Source organism: Mycolicibacterium tusciae (genome assembly GCF_002086795.1).
Classification (GTDB): Bacteria; Actinomycetota; Actinomycetes; order Mycobacteriales; family Mycobacteriaceae; genus Mycobacterium; species Mycobacterium tusciae.
In genome coordinates this window covers 240,363-260,262 of sequence record NZ_MVIM01000003.1, presented here as the reverse complement: position 1 = coordinate 260,262, position 19,900 = coordinate 240,363, and the positions used below count along the sequence as shown (strand labels likewise).

Sequence of the window (19,900 nt, the reverse complement as noted above, 5' to 3'; positions counted from 1 at the left end):
AACCGATGGGCGCACAAGGCGAAGAGGAATGCGTGCGTGACGAGCTGCGGACCCTGTTCCTGTTCGAGGACCTGTCCGATCCGCAGCTCGACATTCTGTGCGCGGCCGGCCACATCGAGACGTTCCCCGCGGGCCCCATCGTCCAGGAGGGCGAGCCGGCGACGTGTTTTTACGTGATGATCGACGGCGAGCTGATCATGTCGAAGCGGTCCGGCGGCGTCGACATCCAGACCAACCGCACGTCTCAGCGCGGCGTGTACTTCGGCGCGTGGTCGGCCTACATCCCCGGTGAAGAGCAGGCCTATCAGGCCTCGGTACGGCTGACCAGGCCCGCCCGCTGCTTCGTGTTGGACTCCAACAAGTTCGCGGATTTCATGCGAACCCAGTTCCCCATGGCCGTCCATCTGCTCGAGGGACACCTCGTCGGTGGCCGCCGACAGACCCAGATCATCGGCCAGCGCGAGAAGCTGCTGGCGCTGGGCACCATCACCGCGGGCCTGACCCATCAGCTCAACAACCCGGCCGCCGCCACCGCCCGCGCGGTAGCCGACCTACGCGAAGGCGTCGGGCATATGCGGCACAAGCTCGCGATGGTGGCCGAGGCCAAGTTCACGCCGGAGGCCCTGCGGGTTCTGGTGAACATTCAGGACGAGGTCGCCGAGCAGGTCGCCAAGTCCCGAGATCATGAGCTGACCGCGCTGGAAACCTCCGATCGCGAAGACCAGATCGGCGAATGGCTCGAAGACCACGGCATCGTCGGCGCCTGGGATTACGCGCCGACGTTCGTGGAGGCGGGCCTGGACACCGATTGGCTGGAGCGGGTTTCGGCGTTGGTGGACGACGTCGACAACACCGCGTCGCTGCAGGGCGCGATCGGTTGGCTGAAGTACACGATCGACAACGAGCTGCGGATGAACGAGATCGCCGAGGCCAGCAAGCGCATCTCCGCGCTGCTCGCGGGTGCGAAGCAGTATTCGCAGATGGACCGCGGCTCCTATGGCAGCGTCGACGTCCACGAACTGCTGCGCAGCACGCTCATGATGTTCGGCGACAAGATCGGCATGGAAGGCAAGGGCAAGCCCGTCACCCTGGTCAAGGAAATGGACAAGACACTGCCCGAATTGCAGTGCTACCCAGGTGATCTCAACCAGGTATGGACGAACATCATCGAGAACGCCATCCAGGCGATGGGCGGCCAGGGCACCTTGACCATTCGCACTTCGCGTGAGAACGACGAGATGATCCGCGTCGAAATCTGCGACGACGGCCCAGGCATTCCGGAGGAGATCATCGGCCGCATCTTCACACCCTTCTTCACGACGAAGCCGTTCGGTGAGGGCACCGGCCTCGGACTGGATCTCGCCTGGCGCATCATCGTCGAGAAGCACGGCGGAAACATCGCGGTGTCGTCCGAACCGGGCGACACCCGGTTCATCGTCTGCCTTCCGTTGGTGGCGCCCGCCCCGATCGCGCCCACTCCGGGCGAGCTGTCGGCCGCCGGCACGGAATAGTTCAAATCACTGCGCGCCGAACGGAATACGCTCCCGCGCCTGGACGGTTGGAGCAACCATGACCACACCTGATCTCGGCAAGTTCGGCGTTTTCGGCCACTACTCGGGGTGGCAGCAGCTGTCTGGACAGCAGCTCAAGGACATCGAATCCCTCGGCTACGGAGCCATCTGGGCCGGTGGCTCACCGCCTGCCGAGCTCGACTGGATCGACCCCATCCTCGGCGCCACCGAGTCGCTGCAACTTGCGACGGGCATCGTCAACATCTGGACTGCCGCGGCCGGTCCTGTCGCCGAATCCTTCCACCGCATCGAGAAGGCCTACCCCGGCCGGTTTCTGCTCGGCATCGGCGTCGGCCATCCCGAAGCGCACCAGGAGTACAAGAAGCCCTACGACGCGCTGAACGAGTACCTCGACAAGCTCGACGAGTACGGCGTACCGAAGGACCGCCGGGTGGTGGCCGCGCTCGGTCCGCAGGTGCTCAAGCTGTCGGCGCGCCGCAGCGCCGGGGCGCATCCCTACCTGACCACACCTGAGCACACCGCGCAGGCACGCGAGCTCGTCGGTCCGGACGCCCTGATCGCCCCCGAGCACAAGGTGGTGCTGACCACGGATGCGGACCGTGCCCGCGCGGTCGGCCGCAAGGCGCTGGAGGTCTACCTCAACCTCGCGAACTACCTGAACAACTGGAAGCGGCTGGGCTTCACCGATGCCGACGTCGCGAAGCCGGGCAGCGACGCGCTCGTCGACGCGGTCGTGGCGTACGGCACCACCGACGCCATCTCCGCACGGCTCACCGAGCACCTGACCGCAGGCGCCGACCATGTTCCGATTCAGGTCTTGACGGGTACTGACAAGCTCGTGCCCGCGCTCACCGAGTTGGCGGGCCCGCTCGGACTTCAGTGAAGGGAAACCCATGAGTGAGCTCAAACCCGACCTCGGCCGTTTCGGGGTGTGGACGTTCGGCACACCCAAGCCCGAACAGGCGACCGAGATCGAGCGGCTGGGCTACGGCGCGATTTGGATCGGCGGCTCACCGGCAGGTGATCTCGAATACGTCGAGCCGCTGCTGGACGCCACCGAGACACTGCAGGTCGCCACCGGCATCATCAACGTCTGGCAGGCACCGGCCGAGCAGGTCGGCGAGGCCTACCACCGCATCGAGGACAAGTACCCGGGACGATTCCTGCTCGGCGTCGGGATCGGGCACCCCGAACACACCGAGGAATACCGCAAGCCCTACGACGTGCTGGTCGAATACCTCGATGTGCTCGACGGCTTGAAGGTGCCGACGAGCCGACGGGTCATCGCCGCGTTAGGGCCCAAGGTGCTCAAGCTGTCGGCCCGGCGCAGCGCGGGCGCCCACCCGTATTTGACCACCCCTCAGCACACCGGAGAGGCCCGAAACCTGTTGGGGCCGACGGTATTTCTAGCGCCTGAGCACAAGGTGGTGCTGGCGCGCGACGCCGAGGCGTCCCGGAAGATCGGGCGCGACACCGTGGACTTCTACCTCAACCTCTCCAACTATCTGAACAACTGGAAGCGGCTGGGGTTCACCGACGACGACATTGCCAAGCCCGGCAGTGACCGGCTGATCGACGCAGTCGTCGCCCACGGCACGCCCGAGGACATCGCCAAGCAGCTCACCGAGCACATCGAGGCCGGAGCCGATCACGTGGCGATCCAGGTGCTGGGCGGCTGGGATGCCCTGCTGCCGACGCTGGAGGAACTGGCAGGCCCGCTCGGCCTCAAGAGCTGATTGACCCAATGATATGCATGCGCCTACGATATGCGTATGCATATCACTTCGAACGCTCTTCCCCTGCACCGCGCCGCAGTGCAGGCTTCTGTGAACACGGTGAACGCCGTCGTACGTGACGATCTCGCCCGGCCGACGCCGTGTGCCGGCTGGAATCTGTCAGCCCTGCTCGCGCACATGACCGTCCAGCACCACGGGTTCGCCGCAGCGGCCCGCGGCGGCACCGACCCCGAAGTGTGGGAACCCGCGACCGTCGCCGATGCGGTGGCCTCAGATCCCGCCGGCGCCTACGCGTCGGCCGCCGACGACGTACTCAGGGCGTTCGAGGCCGACGGCGTGCTCGAGGCGGTCTTCACACTCCCCGAATTCGGGCCCGGCGCAACGTTTCCCGGAGCCATGGCGATCGGTTTTCACTTCGTCGACTACGTCGTGCACGGGTGGGACGTCGCTCGCACCATCGGCGCCGCATACGAACTGCCGAAGGCGGTCGTCGACGCCGTGCTGCCCATCGCATTCGCCGTCCCCGATGGCGAGTTCCGTGCCGATGAGGGCAGCCCGTTTCGTCGCGCCGTCGCCGTCGAAGAGGGTGCCAGCGATATGGATCGGCTACTCGCCCACCTCGGCCGCTCACCGGACTGGACCTATGCGAGCGGGGCGCCGGTGGTATAGACACGCAGACCGTTAGGGTTTGTCCATGCGGTTGCTGGTCACTGGCGGGGCCGGGTTCATCGGCGCCAACTTCGTCCACGTCGCTGCACGTGAACATGCGGTGACGGTCCTCGATGCGCTGACCTACGCAGGCAGCCGCGAATCGCTGGCGCCGGTGGAAGACAAGATCCGGCTGGTGCAGGGCGACATCACCGACTCCGTGCTGGTCGACAAGTTGGTCGCCGACGCCGATGCCGTCGTGCACTTCGCCGCCGAGACCCACGTCGACAACTCACTGTCCGGGCCGGAGCCCTTCCTGCAGGCCAACGTCGTCGGTACGTTCACCATCCTGGAGGCGGTGCGCGCGCATGACGTTCGGCTGCACCACATTTCGACCGACGAGGTGTACGGCGACCTGGAACTCGGCAGCCCGCAGCGGTTCACCGAGTCGACGCCGTACAACCCGTCGAGCCCGTATTCGTCGACCAAGGCGGCGGCCGACATGCTGGTGCGCGCCTGGGTGCGGTCTTACGGAGTGCGCGCCACGCTCTCGAACTGCTCGAACAACTACGGGCCGTATCAGCACGTGGAGAAGTTCATCCCGCGCCAGATCACCAATGTGCTGACCGGGCGGCGCCCCAAGCTCTACGGAACCGGCGCCAACGTCCGCGACTGGATCCACGTGCAGGACCACAACACCGCTGTATGGCGCATCCTGTCGGACGGACAGATCGGCCGCACGTATCTGATCGGCGCCGACGGGGAACGGGACAACGTGACGGTGATGCGGACGATCCTGCGGCTGATGGATCGCGATCCCGACGATTTCGACCACGTCACCGACCGCGTCGGCCACGACCTGCGGTACGCGATCGACGCGTCGCCGCTGCGCGACGAGTTGGGCTGGCGTCCCGCGCACACCGACTTCGAGGACGGCCTCCGCGACACCATCGAGTGGTACCGAGCCAACGAAAAGTGGTGGGCTCCGCTGAAAGAGGGCGTCGAAGCCAACTACGCAGGACGTAACCAGTGACATTCCGCGAGCTCACGGTCCCCGGCGCGTGGGAGATCACCCCGCGCATCCACGGCGATTCACGGGGCGCATTCTTCGAGTGGTTCACCGATGCCGAGTTCACCGCGCTGGCCGGACACCGGTTCGACCTACGGCAGGCCAACTGTTCGATATCGGCCGCGGGGACGCTGCGCGGGCTGCACTTCGCCCAGCTGCCACCCAGCCAGGCCAAGTACGTCGGATGCCCGCGCGGCAAGGTGCTCGACGTGGTCGTCGACATCAGGGTCGGGTCGCCGACGTTCGGACAGTGGGATTCGGTGGTCCTCGACGACACCGACCGGCGATCCATCTACATCTCCGAGGGTCTTGGGCACGCTTTCCTTGCGCTGGAGGACAACTCGACGGTCGTGTACCTGTGCTCCGCGGCCTACAACCCCGACCGGGAGCACACCGTCAACGTGCTCGATCCCGCGCTGGGTATCGCATGGCCTCACGTCGACGGTGGGCCGATTCTGTCGGACCGGGACCGCGCGGCGCCGTCGCTGGCCGATGCCCAGGCCGCCGGTCTGCTGCCGACGTGGGAGCAGACGCGCGCCTTCGCCGAGGAGTTGCGCCGCCGCTGACTACGCCGCGCAGGCCCCTTGCGCACCTCGTCGGCGCATTACTAGGATATCCAAGTATCTAGCAGCGAGGAACGATCATGACCACACAGATTCCGCATTTCATCAACGGCAAGCGCGCGGCCGGCCAATCCACCCGAACGGCCGACGTCATGAATCCCAGCACCGGCGAGGTGCAGGCCAAGGTGCCGATGGCGTCGCGGGCCGACGTCGACGCGGCCGTCGCCGGAGCCGCCGCCGCGCAGAAGGAATGGGCCGCGTGGAACCCCCAGCGCCGCGCCCGCGTGATGATGAAGTTCATCGACCTGGTCAACCAGAACGTCGACGAGTTGGCCGAACTCCTCAGTCTGGAACACGGCAAGACCATCGCCGACTCCAAAGGCGACATCCAGCGTGGCATCGAGGTCATCGAGTTCGCGATCGGCATCCCGCACCTGATCAAGGGTGAGTACACCGAGGGTGCGGGCACCGGCATCGACGTGTACTCGCTGCGGCAGCCGCTCGGCGTGGTCGCCGGCATCACCCCGTTCAACTTCCCCGCGATGATCCCGCTGTGGAAGGCCGGACCCGCGCTCGCATGCGGAAATGCGTTCATCCTCAAGCCCAGTGAGCGCGACCCGTCGGTGCCGGTCCGGCTGGCCGAGCTGTTCCTCGAAGCCGGCCTGCCTCCTGGCGTGTTCCAGGTGGTGCACGGCGACAAGGAAGCCGTCGACGCGATCCTCGAGCACCCCGTGATCCAGGCCGTCGGCTTCGTCGGCAGCTCCGACATCGCGCAGTACATCTACTCCGGTGCCGCCGCCAACGGTAAGCGTGCGCAGTGCTTCGGCGGCGCGAAGAACCACATGATCGTGATGCCTGATGCCGATATGGACAACGCTGTCGACGCGCTCATCGGCGCCGGCTACGGCAGCGCGGGCGAGCGTTGTATGGCGATCAGCGTCGCGGTGCCCGTCGGTGAGCAGACCGCAGACCGGTTGCGCGCCAGGCTGATCGAGCGGGTCAACGGCCTGCGCGTCGGCCACAGCCTGGACCCGAAAGCCGACTACGGCCCGCTCGTCACCGAGGCCGCGCTGGCCCGCGTCAAGGATTACATCGCCCAGGGTGTGGACGCCGGCGCCGAGGCGGTCGTCGACGGCCGCGAACGCACCAGCGACGAGCTGACTTTCGACGAGGCTGACATGTCGAAGGGCTACTTCATCGGCCCGACCTTGTTCGACCACGTCACCCCCGACATGTCGATCTACACCGACGAGATCTTCGGGCCCGTGCTGTGCATCGTGCGCGCCAAGGACTACGAAGAGGCTTTAGCGCTTCCTTCCGAGCACGAATACGGCAACGGGGTCGCGATTTTCACCCGTGACGGCGACACCGCACGCGACTTCGTGTCGCGGGTGCAGGTCGGCATGGTCGGTGTCAACGTGCCGATTCCCGTTCCGGTTGCCTATCACACGTTCGGCGGCTGGAAGCGCTCCGGATTCGGCGATCTCAACCAGCACGGTCCCTCGTCGATCATGTTCTACACGAAGACGAAGACGGTGACGCAGCGCTGGCCCGCGGGCAGCCACGGCGCGGAGTTCGTCATCCCGACCATGAAGTAGATGGACTACTTCGGGCTGGACGAAGACGAACGCGTGATCGCCGAGACGGCGGCCGCGTTCGCCGAGAAGCGCCTTGCGCCTTACGCATTGGAGTGGGACGAAAGCCACCACTTCCCCACTGAGGTATTGCGGGAGGCCGCCGATCTCGGGATGGCCGCCATCTACTGCCGAGAGGATGTCGGCGGCAGCGAGCTACGGCGCCTGGACGCGGTGCGGATCTTCGAGCAGCTGGCGATGGCCGACCCCACGATCGCGTCGTTTCTGTCGATTCACAACATGTGCGCGTGGATGGTCGATACGTACGGAACCGACGAACAGCGCAAGTCATGGTTACCGCGGCTGGCCTCCATGGAGTCGATCGCGAGTTACTGCCTCACCGAACCGGGCGCCGGATCGGATGCCGGCGCGTTGAGCACCAAAGCTGTCCGAAGCGGGAACGCCGCCGGATCAGACTACGTGCTCGATGGTGTCAAACAGTTCATCTCCGGGGCCGGTTCCTCTGATGTGTACGTGGTCATGGCCCGTACCGGCGGTGACGGCCCCCGCGGTATCTCCGCCTTCCTCGTCGAAAAAGACACCCCGGGACTGAGTTTCGGCGCCCAAGAAGCGAAGATGGGTTGGAACGCCCAACCGACGGCACAGGTGATCTTCGATGGTGTGCGGGTGTCCGCCGACGCTATGCTCGGCGGCGCCGACGGTGAGGGCACCGGCTTCGGTATTGCAATGAATGGGCTCAACGGTGGCCGCATCAACATCGCCGCGTGCTCGCTCGGTGGCGCGCAGGCGGCTCACGACAAGGCGCGCAGCTATCTGGCGGACCGGCAGGCGTTCGGCGGTTCGCTGCTCGACGAGCCGACCATCCGGTTCGCCCTCGCCGATATGGCGACGGCGCTGCAGGCGTCACGAACGTTGTTGTGGCGCGCGGCGTCCGCGCTCGACGAGAACCACCCGGAGAAGGTCGAGCTGTGCGCGATGGCCAAGCGCTATGTCACCGATGCCTGTTTCGATGTGGCCGATCAGGCGCTGCAGTTGCACGGCGGCTACGGGTATCTACGCGAGTACGGGCTCGAGAAGATCGTCCGCGATCTACGGGTGCATCGAATCCTCGAGGGCACCAACGAAATCATGCGTGTGGTCATCGGCCGGGCCGAAGCGGCCCGGGCCCGCGCGTCTTAATCAGGAGGCGTCAATGTCGACGATCGCGTTCCTCGGGCTGGGCCACATGGGCGGTCCGATGGCGGCCAACCTGGTCGCCGCGGGCCACACCGTCCACGGCTTCGATCCAGTTGCCGCGCTGAAGGATGCCGCCGCCGAGAAAGGTGCACAGGTCTTCGACAGCGTCGCGGCGGCGGCGTCGGGAGCCGACGTAGTGATCACCTCGCTGCCCAATGGCGACGTCGTGAAGGCGGTGTGCGCCGATGCGCTGTCGGCGGCGCCCAAAGGCACGCTGTTCATCGACACGTCGACCATCTCCGTCGACGATGCACGCACCATCAACACGCAGGCCGCCGAACATGGGCACGCACAGCTCGACGCGCCGGTGTCGGGCGGTGTGAAGGGCGCGGTCGCCGGCACGCTGGCCTTCATGGTCGGTGGCGACGAAGTCGCGGTCGAGCGGGCACGGTCAGTACTGGAACCGTTGGCGGGCAAAATCATTCACTGCGGCGGCTCGGGCACCGGGCAGGCCGCCAAACTGTGCAACAACATGGTGCTGGCCGTGCAGCAGATCGCCGCAGGCGAGGCCTTTGTGCTCGCCGAGAAGCTGGGTTTGTCCGCCCAGTCCCTGTTCGACGTGATCACCGGCGCGACAGGCAACTGCTGGGCGATCCACACGAACTGCCCGGTGCCGGGACCGGTTCCGACCTCACCGGCCAACAACGATTTCAAGCCGGGCTTCGCGACCGCGTTGATGCACAAGGACATCGGCCTCGCGATGGACGCGGTCAAGTCGACGGGTTCGACGGCTCCGCTGGGCACGCACGCCGCCGAGATCTACGCTGAATTCAACGAAGATCACGCCGACAAGGACTTCAGCGCGGTCATCGAAATGATCCGCAAGGGTCAGGCCTGAGTCCTCGCCCCGAGCACATCGCGGAACAGCGCTTGCCGCAGCGCTAGTTCTCGCGGGTCGCTGTGGGCGTGATAGCCCAGCTTGTTCAGCACATACCCGTACCCGATGCCGGTGTCCGGGTCGGCGAAGCCGAACGAGCCGCCGAGCCCGGGCCATCCGAAAGCCTTTTCGGTGGAACCGAATACGAACTTGGCCGTGGGCTTGCCGAAACCCAGGGAGAACGACATGTCGAGGAACATCACCTTGTCGCGTACACCCCGTGTGGGCGGTACGGCGGGTGCCTCGAGCGCGTCGCGCACCGTCCGGCTCAAGCCCAACTCCGGGGCACCCATTGCGGCGGCACCGTAGAGTTTGGCGACGGCCTCAGCCGACGCCGTCCCGTTGACCGACGGCATCTCGGGTATCCGCACCTCGTCGCGATTGAAGTCGCCGGCATCCTTCACGCCTGCGACCACCACAAAGGCTCGGGCGGGCAGACTCTTCGGGTTGAACAAGCTCGCGACGAACAGCGGGGGCATCGTGTGGAGATGCAGCAGCATTTCGCGCCTTGTCACCGGTTCGAGCAGCGCTACCCGGCTGCGATCGACCGACGCCGGCAGGCCGATGTGGAGGTCCAAGCCGAGCGGATCGGCAATCTCCTCGGCGAAGAACCGCCCGAGCGTGCGGCCTTGTGGGTCCACCTTGCGGATGAGCGCGGACTGATACCAGCCGAGCGTCGCCGCGTGATAGCCGTACCTCGTGCCGGGAGGCCATGCGGGGTGCTGCTCGGCGATTCTGGCCGACATCCTGTCTGGGTCGGTGAGCTCGGCGAGCGTCAGGGGTGGAGTGATCGCGACCAGGCCGGCTTGGTGACTGAGCAACTGTCGCACGGTGATGGCACCCTTGCCGCCCTGGGCGAACTCCGGCCAGTAGTCGGCAACCTTGGCGTCATAGTCGATCATCCCCCGCGATGCGGCGACCGCCACGGCAAGTGAGGCAACGCCTTTCGTCGTCGAGAAGACGTTGACGATGGTGTCCTGCTGCCAAGGCTCCCGGGTGACACCGTTGCGGTGGCCGGCCCAGAGATCGACCACCTTGCGCCCGTCGCGATAGACCGCGACAGCGGCACCGGTTTCCTTGCCGGCTTCGAAGTTGCGGCGAAACGCGTCGACGACTTTCCCATAGCCCTCGTCGGCGTCACCACCCATGACCGTCCCTTCGTCTCACCTTTGCGGCCTCGCCCCCAATACGTCGCGGAACAGCGCCTGCCGCAGCCGAAGTGCGCGCGGATCGCTGATCAGATGGAACCCGAGCTTGTTCATCACGTAGCCGAACCCGACACCGGTATCCGGATCGGCGAAGCCGACCGAACCGCCCGCACCCGGCGCACCGAACGCCTTGTCCGAGGATCCGATCACGTATTTCGCAGAGTTCGGAATGGGCCTGCCGAACCCCAGCGAGAAGGACGTGTCGACGTGCAACACCTTGTCGCGCAAACCCTTTGTCGGATACACCGGGGGCGCCGTCAGGGCGGCGAAGACCTCCGGCGTCAAACCGATCTTCGATCCGCCGATGGCGGCGTCGCCGTAGAGCTTGGCCACCGATTCCGCGGTGCCGGTCCCGTTGGCGGCCGGTATCTCGACGACACGCACGTCTTCCCGGTTGAAGGTCGAAAGGCCGTTGGCCCCTTCGAATGCGACACCGGCCTGCGCGGTCAACGTCATCGGGATGAACCAGGCGGCCGCCAGCCTCGGCGGCAGCACATGCAGATGCAACAACGTGGCGACCTGGGACGGCACATGCAGATGCGCAACCCGATCGCGATCGATCCAGTCCGGCAGCCCGATGTGGAAGTCCAGGCCCAGCGGTCGAGCGATCTCCTCGGCGAAATACCGGCCGAGAGTGCGCCGCTCGGGATCCACGTGGCGGATGAGTTCGGACGCATACCACCCGAGCGTGACGCCGTGATAGCCGTGGCGGGTCCCCGGCGGCCAGGCGGGCGGCTGCGCGGCCAAGCGCTCCGAGAGACGCTCCGGCACCGCGATATCGGCGAGGGTCAGCAGCGGCTTGATCACCGGCAGCCCGGCCTGATGGGCCAGCAGTTGCCGCACGGTGACCGATTCCTTGCCGCCCTGGGCGAACGCGGGCCAGTAGTCGGCCACTCGTGCGTCGTAATCGAGGAGCCCACGTGAAACGGCTCGCGCGACGGCCAGCGCGGCAACACCTTTCGTCGTCGAAAAGGTGTTGACCAGGGTGTCGTTCGTCCACGGCGCGCGAGTGGCCCCATTGCGGAATCCACCCCAGAGATCGACGACCTTGCGGCCGTCGCGATAGATCGTCAGCGCGGCGCCGATTTCCGCGCCGCCGGCCATGTTCAGCCGAAACGCGTCGGCGACTTTCCCGTAGCCTTCGTCGACCTCGCCGCAGACAAGCTCGGCTGCGACCCCGGTTTTCTGAGCCATGACCTAGTTCACCGCCTCGACGGCGGCCTCAGCCAACGACACACCGCCGTGCGCGCGAATTTTATCTGCGCAGACGGTGCCGAAACGGCACTTTCGGTTAAGCGGCGGTCCGCTTGTGCGTCGCCCACCAGCGGCCGTGCATACGCTGGCAGTCGGCGACATGCAGCGGAGCGCTGCCGGCGAAGTCCTCCCGCACCGCGACGGCGGCCGGGATATCGGGCACGCCTTCACCGGTGATAACGACCGTGGCCAGCCCGGATTTCGTCGCGGCGCGCAGCCCGCAGGCCGAGCCGCTGACCGCGAGCGCATTCTCGGCGGTGATCCCGAGCTCGGCGAGTGCCAGGCGATGGGCTTCGGAATCGGGCATGGGCTTCTTGACGTCCTCAGCGGTCACCACCGTCTCGACGATTCCCTCGCCGACCAGCTGGCGCACCAATGGCTCCGCCCAGCTGCGCTGTCCGCTCGTCACGACGGCGACCTGCACACCCGCCCCGAAGGTTTCGGCGACGAAGTCGACAAGGCCGGGGCGAGGCGCGAGATCGCGCTCGAGGATCAGCTCGTCGAACAACATCGTCTTGGTCGTGTAGATGTCGTCGGCCAACAGCCTGGTCAGTACATCGGACTCGGTGGCCACCCCTCGCTTGCGCAGCTCGGCCGCGACGCGCTGACGTTCATCGGTGAGCGCGAGTAGCTGCCGGTATCGCGTCACCGACCACTGAAAGTCCAGACCATGCGCCGCGAACGCGGCGTTGTACGCCTCTCGGTGGCCCTCGCATTCGATATCCGTCAGGGCATCGAGGTCGAAGATCACCGCGCGCAGCGGACATCGGGTTCCTGCCGGCGATGCGGAGTCCCACCAGAAGCGGCCCGCGCGCCAAGTCGTCTCGTGCGTTGTCGGCATGCAGCTAGGGTGGCCCACGTCACAGCGTTCCAACCTCCCCCATTTGGGGGATCGTCGATGCCAACTTCGTTCCCCACAGAAAAGGCCAGGTCATAAGGTGGTGCACATGGCTTCCGAAGAGCTGGGCCCACCGGTTCGTCTGGTGCTCGTCGATGACCACGAGATGGTGATCGAGGGCCTCAAGGCCATGCTCGCGGCGTTTCGGGAACGCGTGGAGGTCGTCGGACAGGCCATCGGCGCTGAGCGTGCGCTCAGCGTCGTTGACGAATTGAACCCCGACATCGTGCTGTCCGATGTGCGCATGCACGGGTCCAGCGGCCTGGACCTCTGCGTGGCGTTGCGCGGGCGCGACCCCAAGCGCAAGGTCGTGATGCTGTCCGTCTACGACGACGAGCAGTACCTCTTTCAGGCCCTGCGGGTGGGCGCCTCCGGATACCTCCTGAAAAGCATCAGCAGCGACGAGCTCGTCCGTCAGCTCGAGTTCGTGCATCGCGGTGAGACGGCGATCGACCCGAGCATGGCCGCCAGGGCGGTCGACACCGCCGCGCGGATGCAGCGCGACGAATTCTGGCCCGGTGCGCGCCAAGGCTTGACGCAGCGCGAGAGCGAGATCCTCTCGTACGTCGTGAACGGTCTGTCCAACCGCGCCATCGCGTCCAAGCTGGTGATCGGCGACGAGACCGTCAAGACGCACCTGAGCTCGATCTACCGCAAGCTCGGGGTCAGCGACCGCACCGGAGCCGTGGCGACCGCGCTCCGCGAAGGCATCTACCAATGAGCCCGGACACCAACCCCCCAAACGCGGTCCGCGACCTCGTCGACACCGACCGCGAACTCGCACTGCTGCGCGAACTGATCCAGGCCGCGTCCAAAGGGCCCGGGGTCGAGCCGCTGGCCGCGGCGGCCGCACGGATGATCACCGCTGCCACCGCCAGCGACGTGTGCTTCGTTCACGTCCTCGACGACAGCGACCGGTCGCTGACGCTCGCGGGCGCGACACCGCCGTTCGACGCCGAGGTGGGCAAGATCCGATTGCCGTTGGGCCAAGGCATTTCCGGATGGGTCGCCAGCCACCGCGAGCCGGTGGTGATCAGGCAGGACAAGGAAGCCGATCCGCGCTACATGCCGTTCGAATCCTTGCGCGGCAAGGACTTCACGTCGATGGTGTCGGTGCCGATGGAGACCGACCCGGGCGGGCTGGTCGGCGTGCTCAACGTGCACACCGTCGAGCATCGCGACTTCACCGCTCGCGACGTCGAACTGCTGCTGGTGATCGGCAGGCTGATCGCCGGTGCGCTCCATCAGGCCCGCTTGCACCGCCAGCTGGTCGCTCGCGAACGGGCCCACGAGAACTTCGTCGAGCAGGTCATCGAGGCCCAGGAGCTCGAGCGGCGGCGGCTGGCCGGCGATATCCACGACGGCATCTCGCAGCGACTGATCACCTTGTCGTACCGGCTCGACGCGGCCAGCCGCGCGGTGTCCGACGATCCAGAGGCTGCCTCCGAACAGCTGGAGAAGGCCCGCGAACTCGTCGACCTCACGCTGGGGGAAGCGCGCGCCGCTATCAGCGGACTACGTCCGCCTGTGCTCGACGATCTCGGGCTGGCGGGTGGCCTCGCCAGCCTCGCGCGGTCCATCCCCCAGATCGGCATCGACGTCGAGCTGGTGGAGACCCGCGTGCCCGACCACATCGAGCTCGCGCTGTACCGGATCGCGCAGGAATGCCTGCAAAACGTCGTCAAACATGCGAAAGCCACGTCCGCGCGGCTCACCTTTGCCGTCGTCGCGGGCGAGAACGGGGACGTCGCCCGGCTCGAAATCGTCGACGACGGAGTCGGTTTCGACACTTTCGAGCATCCCCTTGGCAGCGACGAAATGGGCGGCTACGGCCTGCTGTCGATGGCCGAGCGAGCCGAGATCGTCGGCGGCCGATTGAACATCCGGTCGCGCCCGGGTTCGGGCACCGCGGTGACCGCGACGATCCCGCTTCCGCGCTCCTAGAAATCGCCGGAATTGCGGCGCAGCGTCTCAATCGAGGCCGCGAGAGCACGGGACTCGCTGTCGGACATACCGATGTCGGCGAACACCTCGCTGTTGAGCGTGACGGTGGCGTCCTCGACCGTCGACCGGCCCAGATCGGTGATCCGCACCAGCGTGGTGCGGCCGTCGGTCGGATGGGGTGTGCGCTCCACCAGGCCGTCGGCCTCCAGCCGCCGGATCGCGTGCGTGACGCTGGTGACGTGCACCTGCAGCCGGTCCGATGCCTTGGTGATCGGCAGCGCGCCACCGCGGCTGAAGGCCAACAACCGCAGCAATTCGAATCGGGAAAAGCTCAAGTCGTACGGTCGCAGCGCGTTCTCGACCCGGGCCAGCAGTATCTGGTGGGCCCGCATCACCGACGTGACCGCCACCATGCCGTCGGCGACCTCGCCCCAGCCGAACCGCTCCCAGTTGGCGCGCGCCAACTCGATGGGGTCGCGCTTGCGCGGCCACGACGGTTGCGAGGGCACGCCCCTTCATACCGCACCTGGCGGGCTCGGGTCCGCGCGATGACTCTCGCGTCCTCCACGAGTCTGTCCTCACGACAAGGAAGGGAATCGATGTCCATCCAGCATGTACTCGCCGTTGTGCCGGTGTCCGACCTACAGGTGAGCAGCCGCTGGTACGAGGGTCCAGGTCTTCGGGCGACCCGCCGATAACAACCCCATGCCCACCCTCGCCGAATGGCAGGTCCTACCCGGTGCGTGGGTCCAGGTCTTCGTCGACGCCGCGCGCGCCAGCAAGGGGGTCCACCTGTCGGCACTCACCGATCCCGATGGCAACACGATCAGCCTGATCGGCGGATTCCGGGTCCAATACTGATCCGGGAAGTCACTGCAGCGCAGCCCGCACAGCGCTCACCACCGCGCGGGTGGACTGACGGCTGCCGACGGTGATTCGTACACCGCCGTCGGCGTAGCCGCGGACCTTCAGGCCGGTGCCGTCGAACACCTCGCGCCACTGCCGGCCCCAGGGTGGCAGGTAGACGAAGTTGGCGTGGGCATCGGTGCTGTACACCCCCATCGCCCTTAGCCGCATGCGCAGGTAGCGGCGTTCGGCGGTGATCATCCGGATACGTTGTTCCAGCTCGCTTTCCGCGTCATACGACGCTGCGACGGCCACCATGCCGGTGATGGCGATACCGAACGGCTGCTGCATGGTCCATAGCTCACGGGCGAGCTCGGGCGCACAGAATCCGTAGCCGACGCGAAGCCCCGCGAGCCCATATGCCTTCGAGAAGGTCCGCACCACAACGACATTCGGATACCGGGCGACTAGTTCAGGACCATCGATGCGATGGTGAGGCGCGAGGAACTCGACATACGCCTCGTCGAGCACGACGACGGTGTCGGCCGGGATGCGCTGAAGAAACCGCTCGATGTCGGCTGCCGGCTCAACCGTTCCGGTCGGATTGTGCGGCCGGCACACCACCACGACTCGGGCCTTCGCGGCGGCGTCGGCCATGGCGTCGAGGTCGTGGTGGCCGTGTTCGTCGAGTCCGACGGTGACCGACTCCAGCCGGGCCATATGGGCGAAGATCGGATAGCCGTCGAACGTTGGCGACGTCATCACCATTCTGTCGCCGGGGCGGGTGACAGCGTTGAGCACCTGCAAGATCACGCCCGTGGCACCGACCCCGATGACGACCTGCTCGTCGCGTACCCCGAGATGACCGGCAATCAAGGTACGAAGCCGCTCGGGCAGGAACTCCGGATACCGGTTGCCCGCATCGATGGCGGACACCAGCGCGGACCGCACCGACGGCAGCGGCGGGAACGGATTCTCATTGAGGGACAGCGCCATTGGGTTCACCGCACCGGGTAGCGCGCCCACGGCTGCCTCCGTCACATCGCGATTGGGGGTGGACATCAGCCTCTGCCACCCCACCTGACCGCCGCGGCTCCCGCGAAGTCGCCGGCGTGCGCGAACGCCGACATCATGACGACATCGCCCTTTTTCAGCTGGCCGTCGGTGATGGCACGGTCCAGGTTGATCGGAATACCCGCGGCGAACAGGTTCCCGCAGTCCTCGAAGGTGTCGCGGTGCCGCTCCTTCGGAAGCTCCATCGCTTCGCGCCAGTTCCGCAGGAAGGCGCGATTCGGCTGGTTGGTGACCAGGAGGTCGAGATCCCTTGGCTTCACGCCGATTCGATCACACACCGCGTAGGACACCTCGGGCACCTGTCGGTTGCCCCGGGCCAGCACCTTGGTGATCTTGCTTTCGGTGAACCCGATGCAGCCCTCCCCAGGACCGGCCTGCCACCACTTGCGGGGCGGATCGACCGCGAGCGTCATATCGCCGGCGAACTCACCGTAGGTGCGGCATTCGATGTCGAGGATCGGTGACTGGTCGGACAGCGTCACCAGCCCCACCGCGGCACCGTCGCCGGGCACTGACGCCTGCGCCTTGCGCCGAATCGTCGGCTGGTCGAACGCCTGGCCGGCCGCATTCTGAGCGATCGCGATCAGCGCGGTGCGCCCTTCACCCGACTCGATCAGGTTGCGCGCCACCTTCAGCGCGAGCACGAACGCTGCACATCCGCCGTTGTGCAGATCGAGAACCCAATTCGGTTTCATCCCAAGGCGATGCGCCATTCCGCCGCCACCGCCGTAGAACGGCATGTCGGGCATCTGGGTGTGGGTGATCAGGATATCGGCGTCCACGACCGCGTCCTGGCCGTGGCGTTCGATCAGCCCGGCCGCGGCACTTTCCACCATGTCGATGGCCGTCTCGTCCTCCGCCACATGATGACGGAACTTCGGCGCCCGGAACATCACGTTGTCGCGCAGGTCGTCGGATTCGGCGAACTGGGCGTAGTAGTCGGCGCTGATCGGCTTCCCAGGCAGATACGTCGACACGTCGATCAGACTGACAGTCATCACTTCATCCAATCCGGCTTGACGGCGAGGCCGTTGTGGTGGCGGTACTCCGCGATCGCCTTGAGGTTCTTCAGCTCCAGCAGATGACCGGGGCCGAACATGTCCCAGAAGTCCCCGACCCACACCGGGCGCTTGGGCGGTGCGGTCTCCGGGTAGGGATTTTCGTCGTAGAACGGATGATGGCAGTTGGTCCACAGCACCACCGAGCCGGGCTTGTCGAACACCAACTGCGCGTCGACGATTCGCATCAGATAGATCATCCAGAGGTGCTTGCCCTGATCCCAGGCGCAGTGGTAGTCGATCGTGCGCGCGTCGGCGTTGGCGACGGTTCGGGTGTAGATCGGGCTTCCCGTGTCGCCGCCGAGTTTGTCGTAGGCCACCCAGAGTCCGGGTTCATCGGTCTGCTCGAAGCCGCGCAGGCTGTAGGTCCACTCCTCGAGGCAGCGGGTGTCCGCCAGCCATTCGTAGAGCTCGTCGGGCGGACAGTCGACGTAATCGTTGACGGTGCAGTATGTTCCGAACACCTCGTCGTGGGGGTACACCGACCGCATCATCTCCATGATGATCGGTGTCGCCTTCTCCTTCGGAGAGGTTTCGACGCGGATCACGCCGTCGATCGGGTCGGTGGTGCCCCGGTCGACCGCGATGTCCTCAAGTGCGGGCAGCGACATAAGAGTGCTCCTCCTTGGTTATGTTGGACTTCTTGTCAGCGTCGGCGTCGTTGCCGAGAAATGCTGCGAACGGCGGGATTTCATCTGCAGAGCACTCGATGCTCACGACCGAGGGGCCATCCACGCCGAGTGCGGTCTCGAGCGCGGCGGGCAGGGCGTCGACATCGTCGACGTCCACGGATCGCAGCTCCGGGAACATCGCGGCGAGTCCGGCGCCCAGCCGGCTCGGCCCGAACCGGTTGTAGCTGTACCGGTCGCCGTAGAACTGCTGTTCGCGCGTCACACACATCGCGTGTGCGTGGTTGTCGAACAGTAGAAAGGTGACGGGCAATCTGTACTGCAGCGCGGTGTGAATCTCCATGCCGTGCATGAAGAACGAGCCATCGCCGGAGACGACGACGGTGCGGCTGTGCAGGTCGGCGGCGTTGCCGAACGCCACGCCGATACCGGCGCCGAAGCTGTACCCCATACCGCCCATACCCAGCGCGACGATGAATCGGCCGTCACGGCGGACCGGCAGGTGATGTATCGCTGCGGCGCCGATGTTGCCCGCGTCGACGACGACGTCCACGCCGTCGGGCAGCATCCGGTCGAGCAACGTCATCGCGTCGCGATACCGAATCCCCGGCCCGCTGTGCGCGGGTGGGTGCAGCTCCGCGCGGCGCACCGCATCGGGGACCCGGAGCCGGGGCGGCCTGCCGCGGCCTGACAGTGCCGTGGCGAGCCTGGACAACGACCCGCGGAGGTCGTCGGTATGCACGTGGGTCCACGGGAGAAAGGGAGCCTCGGCGCCGATCGAGTAGACGTTCGTCGACCGCAGCGCGTGGTCCAGACCGGCCCGCGCCGTCACCGACAGCCGGGTGCCGACCACGAGACACAGCGCGCTCTCGGCGATGGCCGTCGCCACGCTGGGATGGCCCATCACACCGGTCACGCCAAGGGCGGACGATGAGCCCATTCCCGGTGTGCCCGCGACGTCTTTGCCGTCGGGCACGCATGCCACCCGCGCCCGCAGCAGGGCCCGCAGCTGTTCGAGTTCGGCGCGGGCGTCGTCTCGGGCCACCTGCTCACCGGCGATGATCGTGACCGGTCCGTCGACCCGCCGAAGTGCGCGAACAATCGGATGCGGATCACCGGTATGTACGGTGCGCTGGGTGAGCGAGATGTCGGCACCGTTCACGGACTCGAGTGCTGCCTGCTGAATGTCTTTGGGCAGCAACAGCACTGCGGGCCCACCCGTCTTCGCCGCGGCAATGGCCTCCGGTAGCGCCGTGACGATGTCCTCCGCGGTGGTCACACGCCGGCAATAGACCGAAACCGCTGAGAACAGCGCCTGCCCGTCGAGTGCACCGTTGCGGCCGCTGGTGTCCTGGAACGCACCTCGACCGTCGAGTGTCGTCGGGGCCTGCCCGATGAGTGCCAGCACCGGCACCCGGCTGGCATAGGCTTCTCCCAGGCCGGGAATTGTGTTGAGGCATCCGCCGCCCGACGTCGCGGCGACCACGCCGAGTCCGGCGCCGCTGCGGCTGTAGCCGTCGGCCATTGTGGCAGCGGAGAACTCGTGCTTGGCCAGCACCGCGGTGATGTCAGCCCGGTAGAACGCAGCGTCGTACAGATCCTCGATATTCGCGCCGTCGACGCCGAAGATGTAATCGACCCCCACCGACGCGAGATACCCGACGATGTGGTCGACAACTCGATGCCTTGCCATATAGAGGACACGAACGGCTACGAGATTCGGTTCACCCCGT

Annotated in this window: 19 protein-coding genes and 1 pseudogene; 12 read left to right on the top strand and 8 right to left on the bottom strand. The window is 66.3% G+C overall.

The window, feature by feature from the left end:
• The first annotated feature begins 5 nt into the window (after positions 1-5).
• The 9 genes from BST47_RS07175 to mmsB all read left to right on the top strand — a co-directional run bounded on the left by BST47_RS07175 (position 6) and on the right by mmsB (position 9,217).
• Positions 6-1,511 (top strand): ATP-binding protein, encoded by a 1,506-nt coding sequence (locus BST47_RS07175; protein ID WP_083124734.1) that lies wholly within the window; start codon positions 6-8, stop codon positions 1,509-1,511.
• Positions 1,512-1,569: 58 nt separating this feature from the next.
• Positions 1,570-2,415 carry an LLM class F420-dependent oxidoreductase gene (locus tag BST47_RS07170; protein ID WP_083124732.1) on the top strand — a complete coding sequence of 282 codons (846 nt, stop codon included), beginning with the start codon at positions 1,570-1,572 and terminating at the stop codon, positions 2,413-2,415.
• A 10-nt stretch (positions 2,416-2,425) separates the two neighbouring features.
• On the top strand, positions 2,426-3,268 hold the full coding sequence (locus BST47_RS07165) for an LLM class F420-dependent oxidoreductase (protein ID WP_083124730.1): 843 nt from the start codon (positions 2,426-2,428) through the stop codon (positions 3,266-3,268).
• A 36-nt stretch (positions 3,269-3,304) separates the two neighbouring features.
• Positions 3,305-3,937 (top strand): TIGR03086 family metal-binding protein, encoded by a 633-nt coding sequence (locus BST47_RS07160; RefSeq protein ID WP_083124727.1) that lies wholly within the window; start codon positions 3,305-3,307, stop codon positions 3,935-3,937.
• A 25-nt stretch (positions 3,938-3,962) separates the two neighbouring features.
• Positions 3,963-4,949, top strand: coding sequence for a dTDP-glucose 4,6-dehydratase (gene rfbB / locus BST47_RS07155; RefSeq protein WP_083124725.1), 987 nt, complete (start codon positions 3,963-3,965; stop codon positions 4,947-4,949).
• Positions 4,946-5,551, top strand: coding sequence for a dTDP-4-dehydrorhamnose 3,5-epimerase (gene rfbC, locus BST47_RS07150; RefSeq protein WP_083124723.1), 606 nt, complete (start codon positions 4,946-4,948; stop codon positions 5,549-5,551). Before rfbB ends, rfbC begins: the two co-directional genes overlap by 4 nt.
• A 77-nt stretch (positions 5,552-5,628) precedes the next feature.
• The gene (locus BST47_RS07145) at positions 5,629-7,146 is read left to right on the top strand and encodes a CoA-acylating methylmalonate-semialdehyde dehydrogenase (protein WP_083124721.1); all 1,518 of its coding nucleotides are present in this window, start codon (positions 5,629-5,631) and stop codon (positions 7,144-7,146) included.
• Positions 7,147-8,322: an acyl-CoA dehydrogenase family protein gene (locus tag BST47_RS07140; protein ID WP_083124719.1), complete on the top strand. Its 1,176-nt coding sequence runs from the start codon at positions 7,147-7,149 to the stop codon at positions 8,320-8,322.
• Positions 8,323-8,335: 13 nt separating this feature from the next.
• Positions 8,336-9,217, top strand: a complete 882-nt coding sequence (mmsB, locus tag BST47_RS07135; protein ID WP_107528903.1) for a 3-hydroxyisobutyrate dehydrogenase — start codon at positions 8,336-8,338, stop codon at positions 9,215-9,217.
• On the opposite strand, the gene BST47_RS07130 is transcribed toward mmsB, so the two are convergent.
• The 3 genes from BST47_RS07130 to BST47_RS07120 form a co-directional block, all read right to left on the bottom strand.
• Complete coding sequence (locus tag BST47_RS07130; RefSeq protein ID WP_083124715.1) at positions 9,208-10,404, bottom strand: serine hydrolase domain-containing protein; 1,197 nt, start codon at positions 10,402-10,404, stop codon at positions 9,208-9,210. The genes mmsB and BST47_RS07130 overlap by 10 nt on opposite strands.
• Before the next feature lie 15 nt (positions 10,405-10,419).
• Positions 10,420-11,658 (bottom strand): serine hydrolase domain-containing protein, encoded by a 1,239-nt coding sequence (locus BST47_RS07125; protein WP_083124712.1) that lies wholly within the window; start codon positions 11,656-11,658, stop codon positions 10,420-10,422.
• 97 nt (positions 11,659-11,755) lie between these two features.
• Positions 11,756-12,559 carry an HAD family hydrolase gene (locus BST47_RS07120; protein ID WP_083124710.1) on the bottom strand — a complete coding sequence of 268 codons (804 nt, stop codon included), beginning with the start codon at positions 12,557-12,559 and terminating at the stop codon, positions 11,756-11,758.
• Between the two features lie 106 nt (positions 12,560-12,665).
• On the opposite strand from BST47_RS07120, the gene BST47_RS07115 reads away from it, so the two are divergent.
• Both BST47_RS07115 and BST47_RS07110 read left to right on the top strand, forming a co-directional pair.
• On the top strand, positions 12,666-13,337 hold the full coding sequence (locus BST47_RS07115) for a response regulator (RefSeq protein ID WP_083125108.1): 672 nt from the start codon (positions 12,666-12,668) through the stop codon (positions 13,335-13,337).
• A complete protein-coding gene (locus BST47_RS07110; protein WP_083124708.1) occupies positions 13,334-14,560 on the top strand; it encodes a GAF domain-containing sensor histidine kinase in 1,227 nt (408 codons plus the stop codon). Before BST47_RS07115 ends, BST47_RS07110 begins: the two co-directional genes overlap by 4 nt.
• Here the strand turns inward: BST47_RS07110 and BST47_RS07105 are convergent.
• On the bottom strand, positions 14,557-15,069 hold the full coding sequence (locus BST47_RS07105; protein ID WP_083124705.1) for a MarR family winged helix-turn-helix transcriptional regulator: 513 nt from the start codon (positions 15,067-15,069) through the stop codon (positions 14,557-14,559). The genes BST47_RS07110 and BST47_RS07105 overlap by 4 nt on opposite strands.
• Positions 15,070-15,159: 90 nt before the next feature.
• Between BST47_RS07105 and BST47_RS07100 the strand changes: the two are divergent.
• A pseudogene (locus tag BST47_RS07100) lies at positions 15,160-15,421 on the top strand (VOC family protein).
• 9 nt (positions 15,422-15,430) lie between these two features.
• Here the strand turns inward: BST47_RS07100 and BST47_RS07095 are convergent.
• The 4 genes from BST47_RS07095 to BST47_RS07080 are packed head-to-tail and all read right to left on the bottom strand — an operon-like array spanning position 15,431 to position 19,860.
• Complete coding sequence (locus tag BST47_RS07095) at positions 15,431-16,468, bottom strand: pyridoxal phosphate-dependent aminotransferase (protein ID WP_083125107.1); 1,038 nt, start codon at positions 16,466-16,468, stop codon at positions 15,431-15,433.
• On the bottom strand, positions 16,468-17,478 hold the full coding sequence (locus BST47_RS07090) for a 3-oxoacyl-ACP synthase III family protein (RefSeq protein WP_083124703.1): 1,011 nt from the start codon (positions 17,476-17,478) through the stop codon (positions 16,468-16,470). Before BST47_RS07090 ends, BST47_RS07095 begins: the two co-directional genes overlap by 1 nt.
• Positions 17,478-18,149 (bottom strand): SRPBCC family protein, encoded by a 672-nt coding sequence (locus BST47_RS07085; RefSeq protein WP_083124702.1) that lies wholly within the window; start codon positions 18,147-18,149, stop codon positions 17,478-17,480. The genes BST47_RS07090 and BST47_RS07085 overlap by 1 nt, the downstream gene beginning before the upstream one ends.
• Complete coding sequence (locus BST47_RS07080; protein WP_083124700.1) at positions 18,130-19,860, bottom strand: thiamine pyrophosphate-binding protein; 1,731 nt, start codon at positions 19,858-19,860, stop codon at positions 18,130-18,132. Before BST47_RS07080 ends, BST47_RS07085 begins: the two co-directional genes overlap by 20 nt.
• Between the last annotated feature and the right edge of the window lie 40 nt (positions 19,861-19,900).